This window comes from Kocuria sp. GQ42 (assembly GCF_059758435.1).
On sequence record NZ_JCAXEN010000008.1, the window covers coordinates 200,318 to 215,889 of the forward strand.

Here is a 15,572-nt window from a genome sequence, read left to right on the forward strand (position 1 = left end):
AAAGCATGGATCTTCCCATTCGGTAACACGAGCAAACGCTCCGTACGCTGAGCGCAGCGGCGCCGACTCCCGCTTCCCGTGGTCGGCGCGCCGCAGCTCCCCCCGCTGCGCGCTGCACCCCCCACCGGCTGGAGAGTCCATGACGTCCTTCCACGGCCGCGCCCTGGCGGCCGCCCTGGTCCTGATCCTGGCCGGCGCCGCGGCCCCCGCGGCGGCCCGGCCCCCGGCCGAGGCCACCGTGCCCGCCGCACCGGCGCCCGCGCCCGCGACGGAGGGGGCCGGGAGCCCCGGCGCGACCGACCGGGTGATCGTGAAGTTCAAGGACGGCGCGGAACCCGCCCCGCGGGCCCGCGAGCGCGTCTACGCGGAGGCCGCGGAGCGGATCGCGCCCGGGGGCGCGGCGGCGGGAGAGCCGGCGGCGGCGCCCCTGCTGGACGAGATCAGCCGGACCGTGGACTCGGCCCGGGTCGTGGCGGCGGACGGGCTCCTCGACGCGGAACAGCTCGGGACCCTGACCGGCGCCCTCGAGGAGGACCCGGCCGTCGAGTACGCCGAGCCGGACCATCTCGCGAGCATCGCCGCGGTGCCCGACGACCCGTACTACGCGACGTCGCAGTGGAACCTCCAGCCCGCCGCGGCGGGCCTCGACCTGCCCAGCGCCTGGGACCGGGCGACCGGCAGGGGCCAGACCATCGCGGTCGTGGACACCGGGATCACGTCCCACCCCGACCTGGACGCCAACGTGGCACCGGGCCACGACTTCGTCTCCCTGCACGCCGGGGGCGTGCAGCCGGGCCACTCCCGCGACGGGGACGGCTGGGACCCGGACCCGCAGGACGAGGGGGACCACGCCGGTCCCGGCGAGTGCGGATCCGGCTCCGCCGCCCGCTCCTCCTCCTGGCACGGCACGCACACGGCGGGCATCGCGGCGGCGCGGGGCAACAACGGCACCGGCGTGGCCGGTGTCGCCCACGGCGCGACGCTCCTGCCGGTGCGCGCCCTCGGGGCCTGCGGGGACGGGTACGTGTCCGACATCGCCGTGGCGATCGCCTGGGCCGCCGGCGACGACGTCGACGCCGTCCCGGCGAACGCCCACCCGGCGACCGTGGTGAACCTCAGCCTGGGCTTCCTCTCCAGCACGTGCCCGGCCGCCCTGCAGGACGGGATCGACCGGGCCCTGTCCCGCGGGGCGAGCGTGGTCGTGGCGGCGGGCAACCACGACCGCGACGCCAGGATGGAGTCCCCGGCCAACTGCCGGGGGGTGATCACCGTGGCCGCCAGCACCGCCCAGGGCGCCCGCGCCGGGTACTCCAACTGGGGCCGGGTCACGCTGGCCGCCCCGGGCGGGGACCCCTCCCGGCAGATCCTGTCCACCGCCGACACCGGGAGCGCCCGGCCCGGCGGCGGCACCTACTCCTACAAGTACGGCACCTCGATGGCCAGCCCCACGGTCGCGGGGGTCGTGGCGCTGGTCCGCGAGACGGACCCGTCCCTCTCCCCGGCCCAGGTCAAGGAGGTCCTGGCCGCCACGGCCCGGCCCCTGCCCGGGTCCTGCCCGGGCGGCTGCGGCGCCGGGCTCGTGCACCCCAGGGCCGCCGTGGCCCGGGCCACGCTCCAGGAGGGCTACCGCACCCAGGGGGCCATCGGCGCCCTCCACGCCCGGATCGGCGCCTCCACCGGGGCGCCGCGCTCGCACGAACGGTGCGGCCTCGCCCAGGACGGCTGCTACCAGGAGTTCGAGCGCGGAGCCGTCTACTGGAGCGCGGACTCGGGCGCCCGGTGGGTGCACGGCGGTGTGCGCAGCGCCTGGAACCGGGCCGGCGGTGTGAACGGCCTCCTCGGCTACCCCCTGACCGGGGAGCGCGGCAACGGCGCCGGCGGCGTCCACCAGCTCTTCCAGCGGGGCACGGTCGTCTGGAGCGCCGGGACCGGTGCGGCCCCCGTGCACGGCGCCGTCGGCGCGCGCTGGGCGGCCCTCGGCGCGGAGACGGGTCTGCTGGGGCACCCGCTGGGCGGCGAGCGCGGCGGCCCGGCCGGCGGGGTGCACCAGTCCTTCGAGCGGGGCAGGATTTTGTGGTCACCCGCGACCGGCGCGCAGCCCGTGCACGGGGCGATCGGCCGGGCCCACGCCGACCTCCGGGGTGAGCACGGCCGCCTGGGCTACCCGGTGACCCCGGAGCAGCGCTCCGGGGACACGGTCGTCCAGCGCTTCCAGGGCGGATCGATCGGCTACCGCCACGGCGCGATCACGGTCTCCGCCCGCTGAGCGGGCCCGGGCCGCCCGGACCCGCTCAGGAGTTGAGCTGGTGGATGCGGGCGCTCAGGACCGTGGCGAAGCCGCACCAGCCGGCGTAGGGGAGCAGAGCGGCGCCGTGCAGGGGCCGTGCCTGCGCCGCCCGGCGCGCGAGATCGGCGGTGCTGACGGTCAGCGCCGCGGCCGTGACCGTGGCCAGGCCGGTGTCGTGCCTCGTGAAGAAGACCCAGCTCCACCCCGCGTTGAGGGCGAGGTTCAGCGCGAGCGCCCGGCGGTAGCCGCGCTCGCGCCGTGCCGCCTCGGACGGGGTGCACCCCGGAGGCCGGATCGTCCGCACCCGCGGGCCGCGGCGGTGCGCGCCCGGGCGGGTCTGCCGCTGCAGCTCGGTGAGCACGGCCGCGGAGATCACCGCGAGATCCGCGTAGAGCACGGTCCACACGACCGGGAACACGGCGGCCGGCGGCTGCAGCCCCGGCTTCCGCAGGTCCCGGTACCAGGGGCTGTCCACCCCGGTGGAGGCCGCGGTGCCGGCCGCGGCGGCCGCCCCCGTCTGCGCGCTGGTCTTGAGCAGGTTCGTCCAGAACATGGGTCAGTCCTTCGTCTCGGTGGTGTCCGGGTCCTCGGTGGCGTGCCGCCTCCCGACGGCGTCCCGGGGGCCGGTGCGGTCCGGTGGGCCTGCGGCGTCCCCGTCCGGACGGGTGCCGCCGGAGGCGTCCGTCCGCTGCCGGGCCCAGGTGCCCAGGATCCCGGCGACCACCGCCCCGGCGTGGCCGGCGGCCAGGTCGCCCATGGTGTCCAGGTAGCCCACGTTCACCTGGGGGTCCACGAGGTAGTAGCCGGCGAACTCGAGGTACTCCCACACGAGGGCCAGTGCCGCGCCCAGGGAGCTGACCAGGACCACGTGGGAGACCGGGCCGGGGGACGAGAGCCGGGACCACCGCTCGAGGGCGCGGAACGTCAGCTCGGCCAGCACCGCGGTGGCCGCGAAGTGGACGACCAGGTCCCAGTGGTCGTACCTCTCGTAGAGCAGGAACACGGAGCTCCAGGCCGCGACCAGCAGCGTCAGGTCCGTGGTGATCTCCAGGGCCGCGGGCAGCCGGGCCCGCCACGTGATGGTGATGGCCAGGCACACGAGCATCATCACGGAGGCGCCCACGGCGTCGAAGAACAGGGCGGTGAGCAGCACGGAGAGCGGGCCGAGCCACCGCACCGCCAGGGCGAGCCGGCTCATGCGCGGCCCCCCGGCAGCCGGTGCCCCAGACGCGCCTGCCACCGCTCCCACGGGCGCTCGTCGGCCCAGTTGAGCCGGATCGTCCGGAAGGCGCGCGCCAGCCGGCGGACGGCGGGGCGCCCGCCCCGCAGCGCCCGCGGGGACATGCCCACGGACAGGCCGGGCCGGAAGAGGATCCGGTGCGCCGGGTCCAGCCGGAAGCTGAGGTCGAAGTCGTCGTGCAGCTCCGGGTCGTGCCGGTGGACGCCGTCCCGGACCTCGAGCCACCAGGAGCGGCGCATCGCCATGTTGGTGCCGAACAGGGGAGGGTGGGCCAGCGCGGCGGCCGTGCTGAACACGTACAGGCCGATGTAGAGCGCGGAGAGCAGCCGGTCGAGGCCGGGCGGCAGGCCGTGGAAACGGCCCGGGCCGGCCACGGCGACCACGTCGGGGCGCGACGCGAGGGCCGCGAGCAGCCCGGCGATCCACTCCGGGCCGGGGACGGTGTCCGCGTCGCAGCGGACCACCACGTCCCCCCGGGCGGCGTCGTAGCCGGCGGCCGCGGCGGGCGGGATGCCCGGCGCGGGTTCGAACACCACGCGGGCCCCGGCGGCGCGGGCCACGTCCGCGGTGCCGTCGCTCGAGGCGTTGTCCACCACCACGACCTCGTCCGGCGGCCGGGTCTGCGCGGCGAGCAGCCGCAGGCAGCGCGCGAGGTGCACGGCGTCGTCCCGGGCCGGCACGACCACGGACACCGTGGGGGCACCGGGAGCCCCCGGGGGCGGGAGGTCCGGTCCGGTCGGGTCTCTGCTCTCCGTCATGGCCCCATTCTCTCGCGCCCGCGCCCTAGAATCGGCACATGCAGTCCGACGAGGGCACGATCAGCACGTCCGGCGCCGCGGCGCCGGGCGGCAGCGCGCACCGGGGGCGGCGCGGATTCGACGTGCTCTTCCTGCTGCAGCAGTTCAGCACCGAGGCCGAGCGGTACGCGGACCAGGTCCGCCGCCGCTTCGGGCTGGCGCACAAGGACGTCCACGCCCTCAACGAGGTCATGCAGGCCAACCGCGCCGGCCGCCCGATCCGCGCCGGGGACATCGCCCGCCGGCTCGTGCTCAGCGGCTCGGCGACCACCACGGTGATCAAGCGCCTGGTCTCCGCGGGGCACCTGGTGCGCGCGGTCGACCCCCGCGACCGGCGGGAGGTCAGCCTGCAGGCCACCGAGCACGCCTACCGCTCCGGCCGCCAGATGTTCTCGGCCATGGGCGAGGAGGTCCTGGCGGTGCTCGACGACTGCACCGACGAGGAGATCGACGTCCTGCGGCGGCGCCTGCCCGAGCTCACCGAGGCGGTCCGCCGGGCCGGCCACCGGGCGGGGGAGGGCGCGCCCGAGGACGGGGCGACGACCCGGGGGACCCCGCCCGCGGCGGCTCCGGAGGGCCCCGGGGCGGCCTCGCGCACGGCGTGACACGGACAATTGATTCGATTTTCGAAGGACTGTGGTGGAATGGGGGAATGGTGACGGTCTTCTCGCGCGAATCGGCCTTCTCGAGCGCTCGTCCGGGCACCGGGACGCGGACCGGGCACGGTGGGGGGCGAGAGCCTGCCCGGGTGCCCGTCCTGGAGGACTTCCTCGCCGAGGCCACCGGCCGCGCCGAGGCCGTGGACCCCGGCTTCGCCCGGCTGTGGGGCGAGGTCGCCCGGCTCAGCTCCGGCGGCAAGCAGATCCGTCCGCACCTCGTGCGGCTCACGGCCGGCGCCTATCCCGCGCCCGAGCCGGACCCCGTGGTCGAGTCCGTCGGGGCGGCGTTCGAGCTGCTGCACACCGCCCTCATCGTGCACGACGACGTCATCGACCAGGACGAGCTGCGCCGGCACCAGCCCACCATCAACGCCGCCGCGGCCTCCCGGGCGTTCGCGTCCGGCTCGGGGCCGGACCAAGCGCGCCAGTACGGCGCGAGCGTGGGCGTCATCGCCGGGGACCTCGCCCTGGCCGGCGCGTACCGGCTCGTGGCCCGCTCCGGGCTCTCGCCCGAGCGGCTGCCCCGGGTCCTCGACCTGCTCGACGCCGCCCTGTTCTCCTCGGCCGCGGGCGAGCTGCTCGACGTCGACCACACCCTGCCCGGGGCCCGTCCCGGGCGCGAGCAGATCCTCGCGGCCACGTGCCTGAAGACCGCGGTCTACTCCTTCGAGACCCCTCTGCAGGCCGGGGGAGTGCTCGGCGGGGCCCCCGACCAGGACGTGGAGGTGCTCGGGCGCCTCGGCCGGACCGTGGGCACCGCCTACCAGCTCGTGGACGACCTGCTCGGCGTCTTCGGCGACCCGGAGGCCACGGGCAAGTCCGCGGTCAGCGACCTGCGGGAGGGCAAGCGGACCATGCTCGTGGCCGCCGCCCAGCGCACGCCCGCCGGTGAGGAGCTCGACGCGATCCTGGGCCGCCACGAGATCAGCAGCGAGCACGCCCTGCGCGCCCGCGACCTGCTCGAGCAGTGCGGGGCGCGGCAGGAGGTCGAGGACATGGTCGCCGGGTGCGCCGCCGAGGCCCGCGCCCTGCTCGACGCCGCGGGGCTGCCCGCCGCCCTCGAGGAGGACCTGCGCCGCATCGTGGCCGGGGCCACGGAGCGCATCCGGTGACCGCCGCCCAGCACACCGGGTCACCGGCCGAGGCCGCCGCCCGGTACGACGACACCGCCCAGCAGGCCGCCGCGACCGTCATCCGCCGCTACTCCACGTCCTTCGGCCTCGCCTGCCGGCTGCTGGACCCGGAGATCCGCCCGCACGTCTACGCCGTCTACGCCCTGGTGCGGATCGCCGACGAGATCGTCGACGGCGCCAGCGCCGGCGCCGGTGTCCCGCCCCGGGGCTCGCGGGAGCTGCTGGACGGCCTCGAGGACGAGACGTACGGGGCGATCGAGCGCGGCTTCAGCAGCAACCTCGTGGTGCACGCCTTCGCCCGCACCGCGCGCCACGCGGGGATCGGCCCCGACCTCGTGCGCCCGTTCTTCGCGTCCATGCGCGCCGACCTCAGCGAGGACCGGCACAGCGCCGACTCCCTCGACGAGTACGTGTACGGCTCGGCCGAGGTCGTGGGGCTGATGTGCCTGCAGGTCTTCCTGGCCGGCCGCACCGTGCCCGAGCGGCGCCGCGCGCAGCTCGTGGCGGGGGCCCGCCGCCTGGGCGCGGCGTTCCAGAAGGTCAACTTCCTGCGCGACCTGGCCGAGGACTACGGGGAGCTCGGCCGCGTGTACTTCCCCGGCGTGGAGCCCGGGGAGTTCTCCGAGACCGAGAAGAACCGCCTCCTCGACGACATCGACGCCGACCTCGCGGCCGCCCGCGCGGTCATCGACGACCTCCCCGGGTCCTCCCGCGCCGCCGTCCTCGCCGCCCACGACCTGTTCCGGGAGCTGTCCGTGCGGATCCGCGCCACCCCCGCCCGGGAGCTGCTGAGCTCCCGCATCCGCGTGCCGAACCCCCGCAAGGCCGCGCTCGCCGCGGCCGCCGTGGTCAGGGCGCGCACCCGCCGCCGCCCCACCGGGCCCCGGGGGCGGCACGCCGTGGTGGTGGGGGCCGGGATCGCCGGGCTCGCCGCCGCGGGCCTGCTCGCGAAGGACGGCTGGGACGTGACCGTCCTGGAGCGCGGGAGCACGACGGGCGGGCGCGCCGGGCGGCTCGAGCGGGACGGCTTCCGCTTCGACACCGGCCCCTCCTGGTACCTCATGCCGGAGGTCTTCGACCACTTCTTCCGGCTCATGGGCTCCAGCGCCGCCCAGGAGCTCGAGCTGCTCCGCCTGGACCCCGCCTACCGGGTCTGGGGCGAGCGCTACGAGCAGCCCATCGACATCCGCTCGGACCTCGAGGACACCGTGGCGCTGTTCGAGTCGGTGGAGCCCGGGGCGGGCGAGCGGATCCGGGCGTACCTGGCCTCCGCGAAGCGGACCTACCAGCTGGCCGTCGACCACTTCCTCTACACCTCCTACGCCTCGTTCACGCCGCTGCTCACCCGGCCGGTCGTGCGGGGCCTGCCCGAGCTCGCCCGGCACCTCACCGGCTCGCTGCACGACTTCGCCGCCGGCACCGTGCAGGACACGCGCCTGCGGCAGGTGCTCGGCTACCCGGCCGTCTTCCTGGCCAGCGCGCCCCGGATGACGCCGTCGCTGTACCACCTCATGAGCCACATGGACCTCACGGACTCCGTCCAGTACCCGCAGGGCGGGTTCCGCCGGGTCGTCGAGGCCGTCGAGCGGCTCGCCGTCGCCCACGGGGCACGGATCCGGACGGGCGCGGACGTGGTGCGGATCAGCACCTCCCCGGCCGCCGACGGGCCCGTCCGGGCCACCGGCGTCGTGTGGCGGGACGCGGACGGGGCGGAGCACGAGCTCGCGGCGGACGTCGTCGTCTCGGCCGCGGACCTGCACCACACCGAGACAGCGCTGCTCCCGCGCGAGCTGCAGAGCTACCCGCAGCGGTACTGGGACCGGCGCCAGACCGGCCCCGGCGCGGTGCTCGTGATGCTCGGGGTCCGCGGGGAGCTGCCCGAGCTCCCGCACCACAGCCTGTTCTTCAGCGAGGACTGGGACACGAACTTCCGGGCGATCTTCGAGGAGCCCACGAGCGTCCCGGACCCCGCGTCCGTCTACGTCTGCAAGCCCTCGGCGACCGACCCCGGCGTGGCCCCGGACGGGCACGAGAACCTCTTCGTGCTGATCCCGGTCCCCGCCGACCCCGCGCTGGGCACGGGCGGACCGGACGGCACCGGCTCCCCGCGGGTCGAGGCCGTCGCGGACCGGGTGATCGACCAGGTCGCGGCGTGGGCCGGTGTGCCGGACCTGCGGGAGCGCGTGGTGGTGCGCCACACCGTGGGCCCGGAGGACTTCCGGCGGGACTTCAACTCCTGGCGCGGCAACGTGCTCGGTCCCGCCCACGTGCTCAAGCAGTCCGCGTTCTTCCGGGGCGCCAACCGCAGCCGGAAGGTCGCCGGCCTGCACTACTGCGGGGCCTCGACGATCCCCGGCATCGGCCTGCCGATGTGCCTGATCAGCGCGGAGATCCTGCTCAAGGACCTGCGCGGGGACACCTCCACCGGACCGCTGGCAGAACCCCTGGTGCCGCGCGGATGAGCTTCGTGTACCTCGGCTTCCTGCTCCTCAGCCTGGCCGGGATGGTGCTCCTCGACGTCCGGGAGCGACTGTTCTTCGCCCAGGACCCCCGCCGGGCGGCCCTCGTGCTGCTCGCGGGCCTGGTGTTCTTCCTCGCCTGGGACGTCGCCGGGATCAGCCTCGGGATCTTCCTGCACAGCCGCAGCGCGTGGGCGACCGGCTGGATGGTCGCCCCGCAGATCCCCGTCGAGGAGGTCGTGTTCCTCGTGTTCCTCTGCTACCTGACGATGAACCTCGTCCGGCTCACGGAGAAGGCGCTGGCGCGCCGCTCCGCCGCGGCCGGTCCGGCACGCGGAGGAGCGGACGCCCCGTGACCTACGCCCTCGTCATCCCCGTCTTCCTCGCGCTCGCCCTGACCCCGGCCACCCTGCTGGTCCGCCGGCCCTCCCCGGCGCCGCCGCGGCGCCGGGCCCTGGCCGTGCTCGGGATCTCCTTCGCCGTGCTCGCGCTGCTGACGGTCGTGTTCGACAACCTCATGATCGCCGCCGGGTTCTTCGACTACGGGGCCGGGCACATCACGGAGCTGCGGATCGGCCTCGTGCCGGTCGAGGACTTCGCGTACCCGCTCGCCGCGCTGCTGCTGCTGCCCTCGCTGTGGTGGGGGCTGGCCGAGCGCGGCCGGCTCACCGCCACCGTGCGCACCCTCGTGGCCACCTCCCGGCCGGTCTCCTGGGTCAACACCGCCTACCCCTTCGCGGCGGCCTACGTCCTGACCACGGGCCGGGTGGACCTTCCCCTGGTGGTGGGGACGCTGTTCTTCCTCTTCCCGTACAACCTTCTGATGTACGGGATCAACGACGTCTTCGACTACGAGTCCGACCTCCGCAACCCCCGCAAGGGCGGTGTCGAGGGCGCGCTCGTGGACCGTTCCGAGCACCGGACGGTCCTCGTGGGCTCGGTGCTGACGGCGCTGCCGTTCCTGGCGTACCTGTTCCTGGCGGGCGGGGCCGCCGCGGCGGGGGTGCTCGGGGTCAGCCTGTTCGCGGTGGCGGCCTACAGCCTGCAGGGGCTGCGCTTCAAGGAGGTCCCGTTCCTGGACTCGGCGACCTCCGCCACCCACTTCGTGTCCCCGGCGGTCTACGGCCTCGTGCTCGCCGGCGCGGACTGGTCGGGGGGCCTCGTGGCCCTGTGCGCCGGGTTCTTCCTGTGGTCGATGGCCTCGCAGGCGTTCGGGGCCGTGCAGGACGTCCAGGCGGACCGGGAGGGCGGGCTGCGCTCGATCGCCACTGTCCTGGGCGCCCGCCCCACGGTGTGGGCCGCCGCGGCCCTCTACCTCACCGCCGGGGTGCTCCTGCTGCTCGCCCCCTGGCCCGGGCCGGTCGCGTCCCTCCTGGTGCTGCCCTACCTCGCCAACCTCGTGCCGTTCCTGACCATCACGGACGCCGGCTGCGAGCGCGCCAACCGGGGCTGGCGGCGGTTCCTGTGGCTGAACTACCTCACCGGGTTCCTCGCGACGCTGCTGCTGCTCTGGGCGTGGGAGCTCGCCCGCTGATCGGCCGCCCGGCCCGGGGCCGCGGACCTGCCGGGGGCTCCGGCCCTACCCGAGGCGCTTCAGCAGCTTGTCGGTCGAGATCATGGCGCCGCCGAGCACCGCGGGCAGCCCGCCGCCCGGGTGCACGGAGGCGCCCACCCGCCACAGCCACGGCCGCAGCGGGCTCCTGTGGGTCGGGGCGTGGAACGGGCCGCTGCGCCACGCGGGACGCACGGCGCCGTAGAGCGCCCCTCCTGCCGAGCCGTGCGCGGCGAAGTACGCGGGGTCCAGGATCTCCGCGCTCCGGAAGCGGTCCGTGAGCGGTCCGGGCAGCCCGAGCACCCGCGCCGTGCGCTCTAGCTCGCGCGCGACGAAGGGGTCCTCGAGGGTGTAGGACTTCCCGTTGGCCGGTGCGGTCAGCAGCAGGGCGAGCGTGGCCGCGCTGTTGGGGTGGCCCGCGTGCGCCGGGTAGTGGTTGGCGAAGGCCATGGTCTGCTCGGGCTCGGTCCCGGCCTCCAGGTCGGCGTAGAGGTCGGCGGGCCGGTCGGGCATGATCACGCCGTGCCGGGGCGTCCCCTCGGGCAGCTCGTGGTGGAGCACGGCGTAGACCGCGATCGCCGAGCAGCTGAGCCGGCGCGGGGCCCGGGGCGCGTGCCCGGCGAGCAGCCCGTCCAGCCGGTGGGCGTCGAGCCCGCTCACGACGGCGTCGGCCGGGTACGCGCCCCGGGCGCTCAGGACGCGCCGGCGGGCGACGGAGGTCACCGGCTCCCCGGTGCGGAGCTCGACCCCGGCGTCCACGGCGAGGCGCCGGAGCGCCTCGACGAGCTCGTAGACCCCGCCCCGGGGGATCCAGACGCCGTCGCGCGCCATGACGGCGGGCATGCTCGCGTAGAGGGCCGGGGTCCGTGCCGGGCCGACACCGGCGTTGAGGGTGTGGATGGCGATGACCTCGCGCAGGCCCTCCGGCATCCAGGTGAGGCTGTCGAGGTAGTCGCGGGTCGTGAGCCGGCGCCCGTACAGCTTCCCGAGCCGGCCCAGCGCGGGATAGGCCGCCCGGTCCAGCACGTCGGTGGTCAGCAGCCGGGTGATGTCCGGTCCGAGCACGCCGTGCTCGGCCTCGAAGCGGGTCCAGGCCGCGTGCCAGGGGTGCCCGGGCGGGACGGGCAGCTCGCACCGGGTGCCGCGGTAGTAGTACGTGCCGACCGCGGGCAGGCGCTCCAGCTCCAGCCCGGCGGTCTCCTCGGCCCTCGGCGCACCGGCTCCCGCGGTGCCGGCGTCCCGCAGCCGGTCCAGGCGGCGGAGGAGCTCCTCCCACACCCCCGGGAAGGTGAAGAGGGACGGTCCGGTGTCCAGGCGCTGCCCCTCGGCCTCGAGGCGGCGGCTCTTGCCGCCGAGGTGGTCGGCGGCCTCGAGGAGGGTGACGCGGTGACCGGCGTGGCCGAGCAGGACGGCCGAGGTCAGCCCCCCGATCCCACCGCCGACGACGACGACGCGGCTCACGGGTACAGCCCGAAGAACAGCGCCACCGTCAGCTGCACGCCGGCCACGGCGCCGGCGACGTAGGGGAACGCGATCGAGTACCGGTACAGCCGGTGCCCGGTCCCCGGCCTCGGGTCCCGCAGGAGGGAGACCACGAGCCACCCGGCGATGAGCGCGTTGACCGCGGCCACCGGGAGGCTGACCAGCGCGAAGCCCAGCGTGGACGCGGCCCACCAGCCGCCGCTCCACAGGGCCGTCCCGCGCGGGCCCAGCCGGACCGCCGTCGTCGTGATGGCCACCGCGCGGTCCTCCTCGATGTCCTGGACGGCGTCGAACGCGTGCTTGGCCACGCTCCAGGCCATCAGGCCGAGCGCCGCGGGCCACACGGGGGCCGCCCCGAGCGCGTGGGCGACGAAGACCAGCGGCAGCGCGTAGGCGGCGTTGCTCAGGGAGTCGAGGTACGCCCGGGCCTTGAAGCGCAGGGGAGGGGCCGAGTAGAACACGAAGACCAGGACGTACAGCGCGATCCAGCCCAGCGCGGCCGGGGGCAGGGCCACGGCGAACCAGACGACGAACGGCACGTTGGTGACGAGCACCGCGGTCAGGATCGTGCGCACCTCCTCGGACCGGATGAGGGCTCCCTCGAGGGAGCCCTTGCGGGGGTTGAGGGCGTCGGTGTCCTGGTCGAAGACGTCGTTGACGCCGTAGATCAGCAGGTTGAAGGGGAGGGTGAGCCACAGCAGCAGCGGCAGCGCCTCCCACTGCCAGAGCGAGCCCGCCAGCCACATGCCCACCACACCGGTGCCCAGGGCGTTGATCCAGAGCACCGGTCGCGAGATGTGCACGATCCGCTGGAGCGCGGGGGCGAATCCGGCCTGGGGCACGGCGGCGGACCTCCTCGGACGTCAGGTGACCCGGGGGTCCGGGTGCACCCCACACTACGTCGGTTCCGGGGCCGGTGCGGCGGCGGGCCCCGGCGGTCCCGGGGCCTGCCGGTCCGTTCGTGCGCCGTCCCGCCGCGGGGCAGACTGTGGGGGTGCGCATGATGCTGCTGACCTCCGGAACCCGCGGTGACGTGGAGCCCTTCGCGGCCCTGGCCCGGCACGCCGCCGCACAGGGCCACCGGGTCCGGCTGGGGGTGCCGGAGAACTCCGGGGTGGACCTGGCCGGGATCGACACCGTCGGCCTGGACGTGGACTTCCACCGGCTGATGGACGCCCCCGGGGCCTCGCCGCGGGCGGCGGTGCACCACGTCCGCGCGGAGGTCCGCCCCGGGATGCGGCGGATGTTCTCCGCGGCGGTGCGCGAGACCCTGGCGTTCGACCCGGACCTGGTCCTGCACCACCCGCTGATCCTCACCGCGCCGGCCGTGGCGGACGCCCTCGGCGTCCCCCGCGCGCTGGCCGAGTTCGTGCCCGTGGCGACGCCCACCCGGGAGTTCTCCGCACCGGGCGGGCCCACGGTCTCGAAGGACCTCGGGCGGTTCAACCGGGCGACCTACGCGGTGCCCCGCGGCGGCGCCCGGCTGTTCCGGCGGGACGTCGAGCACGCGTGCCGGCAGCTGCCCGGCGGCCGGGCGCCCCGGCACCCCGCACCCTCCCGCGCCACGCTGATGGGGATCAGCCCGCAGCTGCTGCCCCGGCCCGCCGACTGGCCGGCCCGGGTGCACCTGACCGGTGCCTGGCACCCCGGCGCGGGCGCCCTCGCCCCGGACCCGGCGGTGGCCGAGTTCGTCCGGGGCGGGCCGTGCCTGGTGGCGACCTTCGGGTCCATGGCGGCCGGGGACCCGTCCGCGCGGGGGAGGACGGTCGTGGACAGCGCGCGCGCCCACGGGCTGCGGACCCTCCTGGTCACGGGCTGGGGCGGGCTGGCCCTGCCGCAGGACCGCCGCGGCGAGGACGTGCTGGTGGTGCCGGCCGCCCCGCTGGGCGCCCTGCTCCCGGACGCCGCGGTGGCGGTCCACCACGGCGGGGCCGGGACCGTGCACACGGTGGCCCGTGCGGGCGTCCCGTCCGTGGTGGTGCCCTTCCTCGTCGACCAGCCCTTCTGGGGCCGGCAGCTGCACCGGCTCGGCATCGCCGCGGCCCCCATCCCGCGCCGGAAGCTGGCCCCGGAGGCCCTGGTCCCCGCCGTGGGCGACGCCCTCGCCCGCCGGGAGCAGGCGCAGCGCGTGGGGCGCGCGGTCCGGGAGGAGCAGGGCCTGGACACCGCCCTCGACGTCCTCACCGGCCTCTGAGCGCGGGCCGCCTCCCGGGGCACGTCCCCGGGATCTCGCGGCCGGGCCGGCGGCCCCGACAGGAATCATCAGCGGGGCTGACGGATCAGCATGGGAAAACATCGCTTTTCCGCACGGATGACGCCCCCGATACTGGAGGGACCGGGCGACGCCCCGCCCGCCACCACCCTCCCGGAGGACTGCACCATGACCGTCGACCTGCTCCCGCCCCGTTCGCCCCGGACCTCCTCCCGCCCGGACGACGCCGCCGGCCGCGGGTCGGCGGCACCGCTCCTCCGGGGCGGGCGGCACAGCTGGGCCGACGTCGAGCAGGACTGCCCGTACTGCGCGGGTCCCGAGACCGACTGAACGGCGCCCCGCCCAAGGCGTCGTCGGGGCCTCCGACGTAGTGTGGTCGGGAACACCCCGACCGTCAGGAGGTCCGCCGTGGAACGGCGTCTGCCCCAGTGGTCCGAGCTGCGCCCGCTCCTGCAGTTCGAGACCCCCGCCCTCGACCGCCGCGCGGCCCGGCTCGCCCGGGCCGCGGACCTCTGGGACCTGCGCCGGATCGCCCGCCGCCGCACCCCGCGCCCGGCCTTCGACTACGCGGACGGCGCCGCCCAGCGCGAACTGACCCGCCGGCGCTCGCGAGAGGCGTTCGACGCGGTCGAGCTGCTGCCCCGGATCCTGCACGGCATCGCCGCCCCCGACCTGTCCACGCCGATCGCCGGGGCGCGGTCCGCGCTGCCGTTCGGGATCGCCCCGACCGGCTTCACCCGCTTCATGCACGCCGAGGGCGAGCTCGGGGGAGTCCGCGCGGCGGAGCGGGCCGGCATCCCCTTCACGCTGTCCACCATGGGCACCCGCTCGCTGGAGGAGGTCGCCGCGGCCGGACCGGACGCGACCCGCTGGTTCCAGCTGTACCTGTGGAAGGACCGGGACCGGTCCCGGGACCTGCTGGAGCGCGCCGCGGCCCACGGCTACGGCACCCTGCTCGTCACCGTGGACACCCCGGTGGCGGGCCAGCGGCTGCGGGACGTGCGCAACGGCATGGTCATCCCGCCGAGGCTGACGCTGCGGACGGTGGCCGACGCCTCCTACCGGCCCGAGTGGTGGTTCAACTTCCTCACCACGGACTCCCTGAAGTTCGCGTCCCTCTCGAGCACGAGCGCCGACCTGCCCACCATCACGAACTCGATGTTCGACCCGACCCTGTCCTACGCGGACCTCGAGTGGATCCGCTCCGTGTGGCCTGGGAAGCTCTTCGTGAAGGGCGTGCTGACCCGGGACGACGCCCGGAAGTCCCTGGCCGCGGGGGCCGACGGGCTGGTGGTCTCCAACCACGGCGGCCGCCAGCTGGACCGCGCCCCCGCCTCGCTGCACGCGCTGCCCGAGGTGCGGGACGAGGTGGGGGAGGGCGTCGAGCTGATCCTCGACTCCGGGGTGATGAGCGGCGCCGACGTGATCACCGCCCTGTGCGCCGGAGCGGACTTCGTGCTCATCGGCCGGGCCTACCTCTACGGGCTGATGGCCGGCGGGCAGCAGGGCGTGGAGCGGGCGATCGAGCTGCTGGCCGAGGAGGTGCGGATCAGCATGCAGCTGATGGGCGCCGAGACGGTCGCCGATCTGGGCCCGCACCTGCTCGGCGCCCGCCACCACCCCGACCCCTCCCGCCGGATCGCCCCGGCCGACCGGCGCTGAGCCACCGGCCCCGGCACCGAGGAGTCGCGTTCTGCCCCCGCCGCTGCCGAGGGGTCGCGTTCTGTCGACATGTGACCGCGATACCAGCC

The 15,572-nt window shown here is 75.8% G+C and carries 14 protein-coding genes; 9 read left to right on the forward strand and 5 right to left on the reverse strand.

The features are described from left to right. The first annotated feature begins 139 nt into the window (after window positions 1-139). The gene (locus AC6CH6_RS16335) at window positions 140-2,266 is read left to right on the forward strand and encodes a S8 family serine peptidase (RefSeq protein ID WP_498255914.1); all 2,127 of its coding nucleotides are present in this window, start codon (window positions 140-142) and stop codon (window positions 2,264-2,266) included. A gap of 25 nt (window positions 2,267-2,291) precedes the next feature. On the opposite strand, the gene AC6CH6_RS16340 is transcribed toward AC6CH6_RS16335, so the two are convergent. From AC6CH6_RS16340 to AC6CH6_RS16350, 3 genes are read right to left on the reverse strand one after another with little or no spacing between them, the layout of a single operon-like run. Then, complete coding sequence (locus AC6CH6_RS16340) at window positions 2,292-2,840, reverse strand: TspO/MBR family protein (protein ID WP_498255915.1); 549 nt, start codon at window positions 2,838-2,840, stop codon at window positions 2,292-2,294. 3 nt (window positions 2,841-2,843) lie between these two features. Then, window positions 2,844-3,485, reverse strand: coding sequence for a DUF2238 domain-containing protein (locus tag AC6CH6_RS16345; RefSeq protein WP_498255916.1), 642 nt, complete (start codon window positions 3,483-3,485; stop codon window positions 2,844-2,846). Beyond that, window positions 3,482-4,285: a glycosyltransferase family A protein gene (locus AC6CH6_RS16350; RefSeq protein ID WP_498255917.1), complete on the reverse strand. Its 804-nt coding sequence runs from the start codon at window positions 4,283-4,285 to the stop codon at window positions 3,482-3,484. The genes AC6CH6_RS16345 and AC6CH6_RS16350 overlap by 4 nt, the downstream gene beginning before the upstream one ends. Before the next feature lie 38 nt (window positions 4,286-4,323). On the opposite strand from AC6CH6_RS16350, the gene AC6CH6_RS16355 reads away from it, so the two are divergent. The 5 genes from AC6CH6_RS16355 (at window position 4,324) to AC6CH6_RS16375 (ending at window position 10,109) form a co-directional block, all read left to right on the forward strand. Continuing rightward, window positions 4,324-4,929, forward strand: a complete 606-nt coding sequence (locus AC6CH6_RS16355; RefSeq protein WP_498255918.1) for a MarR family winged helix-turn-helix transcriptional regulator — start codon at window positions 4,324-4,326, stop codon at window positions 4,927-4,929. A gap of 143 nt (window positions 4,930-5,072) precedes the next feature. Then, window positions 5,073-6,095, forward strand: a complete 1,023-nt coding sequence (locus AC6CH6_RS16360; RefSeq protein ID WP_498255919.1) for a polyprenyl synthetase family protein — start codon at window positions 5,073-5,075, stop codon at window positions 6,093-6,095. Then, window positions 6,092-8,578: a phytoene desaturase family protein gene (gene crtI, locus AC6CH6_RS16365; RefSeq protein WP_498255920.1), complete on the forward strand. Its 2,487-nt coding sequence runs from the start codon at window positions 6,092-6,094 to the stop codon at window positions 8,576-8,578. The genes AC6CH6_RS16360 and crtI overlap by 4 nt, the downstream gene beginning before the upstream one ends. Next, window positions 8,575-8,931 (forward strand): lycopene cyclase domain-containing protein, encoded by a 357-nt coding sequence (locus AC6CH6_RS16370; RefSeq protein WP_017834831.1) that lies wholly within the window; start codon window positions 8,575-8,577, stop codon window positions 8,929-8,931. The genes crtI and AC6CH6_RS16370 overlap by 4 nt, the downstream gene beginning before the upstream one ends. Next, window positions 8,928-10,109, forward strand: a complete 1,182-nt coding sequence (locus tag AC6CH6_RS16375; protein WP_498255921.1) for a prenyltransferase — start codon at window positions 8,928-8,930, stop codon at window positions 10,107-10,109. Before AC6CH6_RS16370 ends, AC6CH6_RS16375 begins: the two co-directional genes overlap by 4 nt. Window positions 10,110-10,154: 45 nt before the next feature. Here AC6CH6_RS16375 and AC6CH6_RS16380 read toward each other — a convergent pair whose 3' ends face one another. Both AC6CH6_RS16380 and AC6CH6_RS16385 read right to left on the reverse strand, forming a co-directional pair. Continuing rightward, window positions 10,155-11,588, reverse strand: a complete 1,434-nt coding sequence (locus AC6CH6_RS16380; RefSeq protein WP_498255922.1) for a phytoene desaturase family protein — start codon at window positions 11,586-11,588, stop codon at window positions 10,155-10,157. Beyond that, on the reverse strand, window positions 11,585-12,451 hold the full coding sequence (locus AC6CH6_RS16385; RefSeq protein WP_115163507.1) for a UbiA family prenyltransferase: 867 nt from the start codon (window positions 12,449-12,451) through the stop codon (window positions 11,585-11,587). Before AC6CH6_RS16385 ends, AC6CH6_RS16380 begins: the two co-directional genes overlap by 4 nt. A gap of 158 nt (window positions 12,452-12,609) precedes the next feature. Here AC6CH6_RS16385 and AC6CH6_RS16390 point away from each other — a divergent pair, with 158 nt between their 5' ends. The 3 genes from AC6CH6_RS16390 to AC6CH6_RS16400 all read left to right on the forward strand — a co-directional run bounded on the left by AC6CH6_RS16390 (window position 12,610) and on the right by AC6CH6_RS16400 (window position 15,483). After that, entirely contained in the window at window positions 12,610-13,803 is a 1,194-nt protein-coding gene (locus tag AC6CH6_RS16390; protein WP_498255923.1) for a glycosyltransferase, read from the forward strand. 186 nt (window positions 13,804-13,989) lie between these two features. Next, a complete protein-coding gene (locus AC6CH6_RS16395; RefSeq protein WP_186374849.1) occupies window positions 13,990-14,151 on the forward strand; it encodes a hypothetical protein in 162 nt (53 codons plus the stop codon). A gap of 78 nt (window positions 14,152-14,229) precedes the next feature. Further along, entirely contained in the window at window positions 14,230-15,483 is a 1,254-nt protein-coding gene (locus AC6CH6_RS16400) for an alpha-hydroxy acid oxidase (protein WP_498255924.1), read from the forward strand. Window positions 15,484-15,572: the final 89 nt, after the last annotated feature.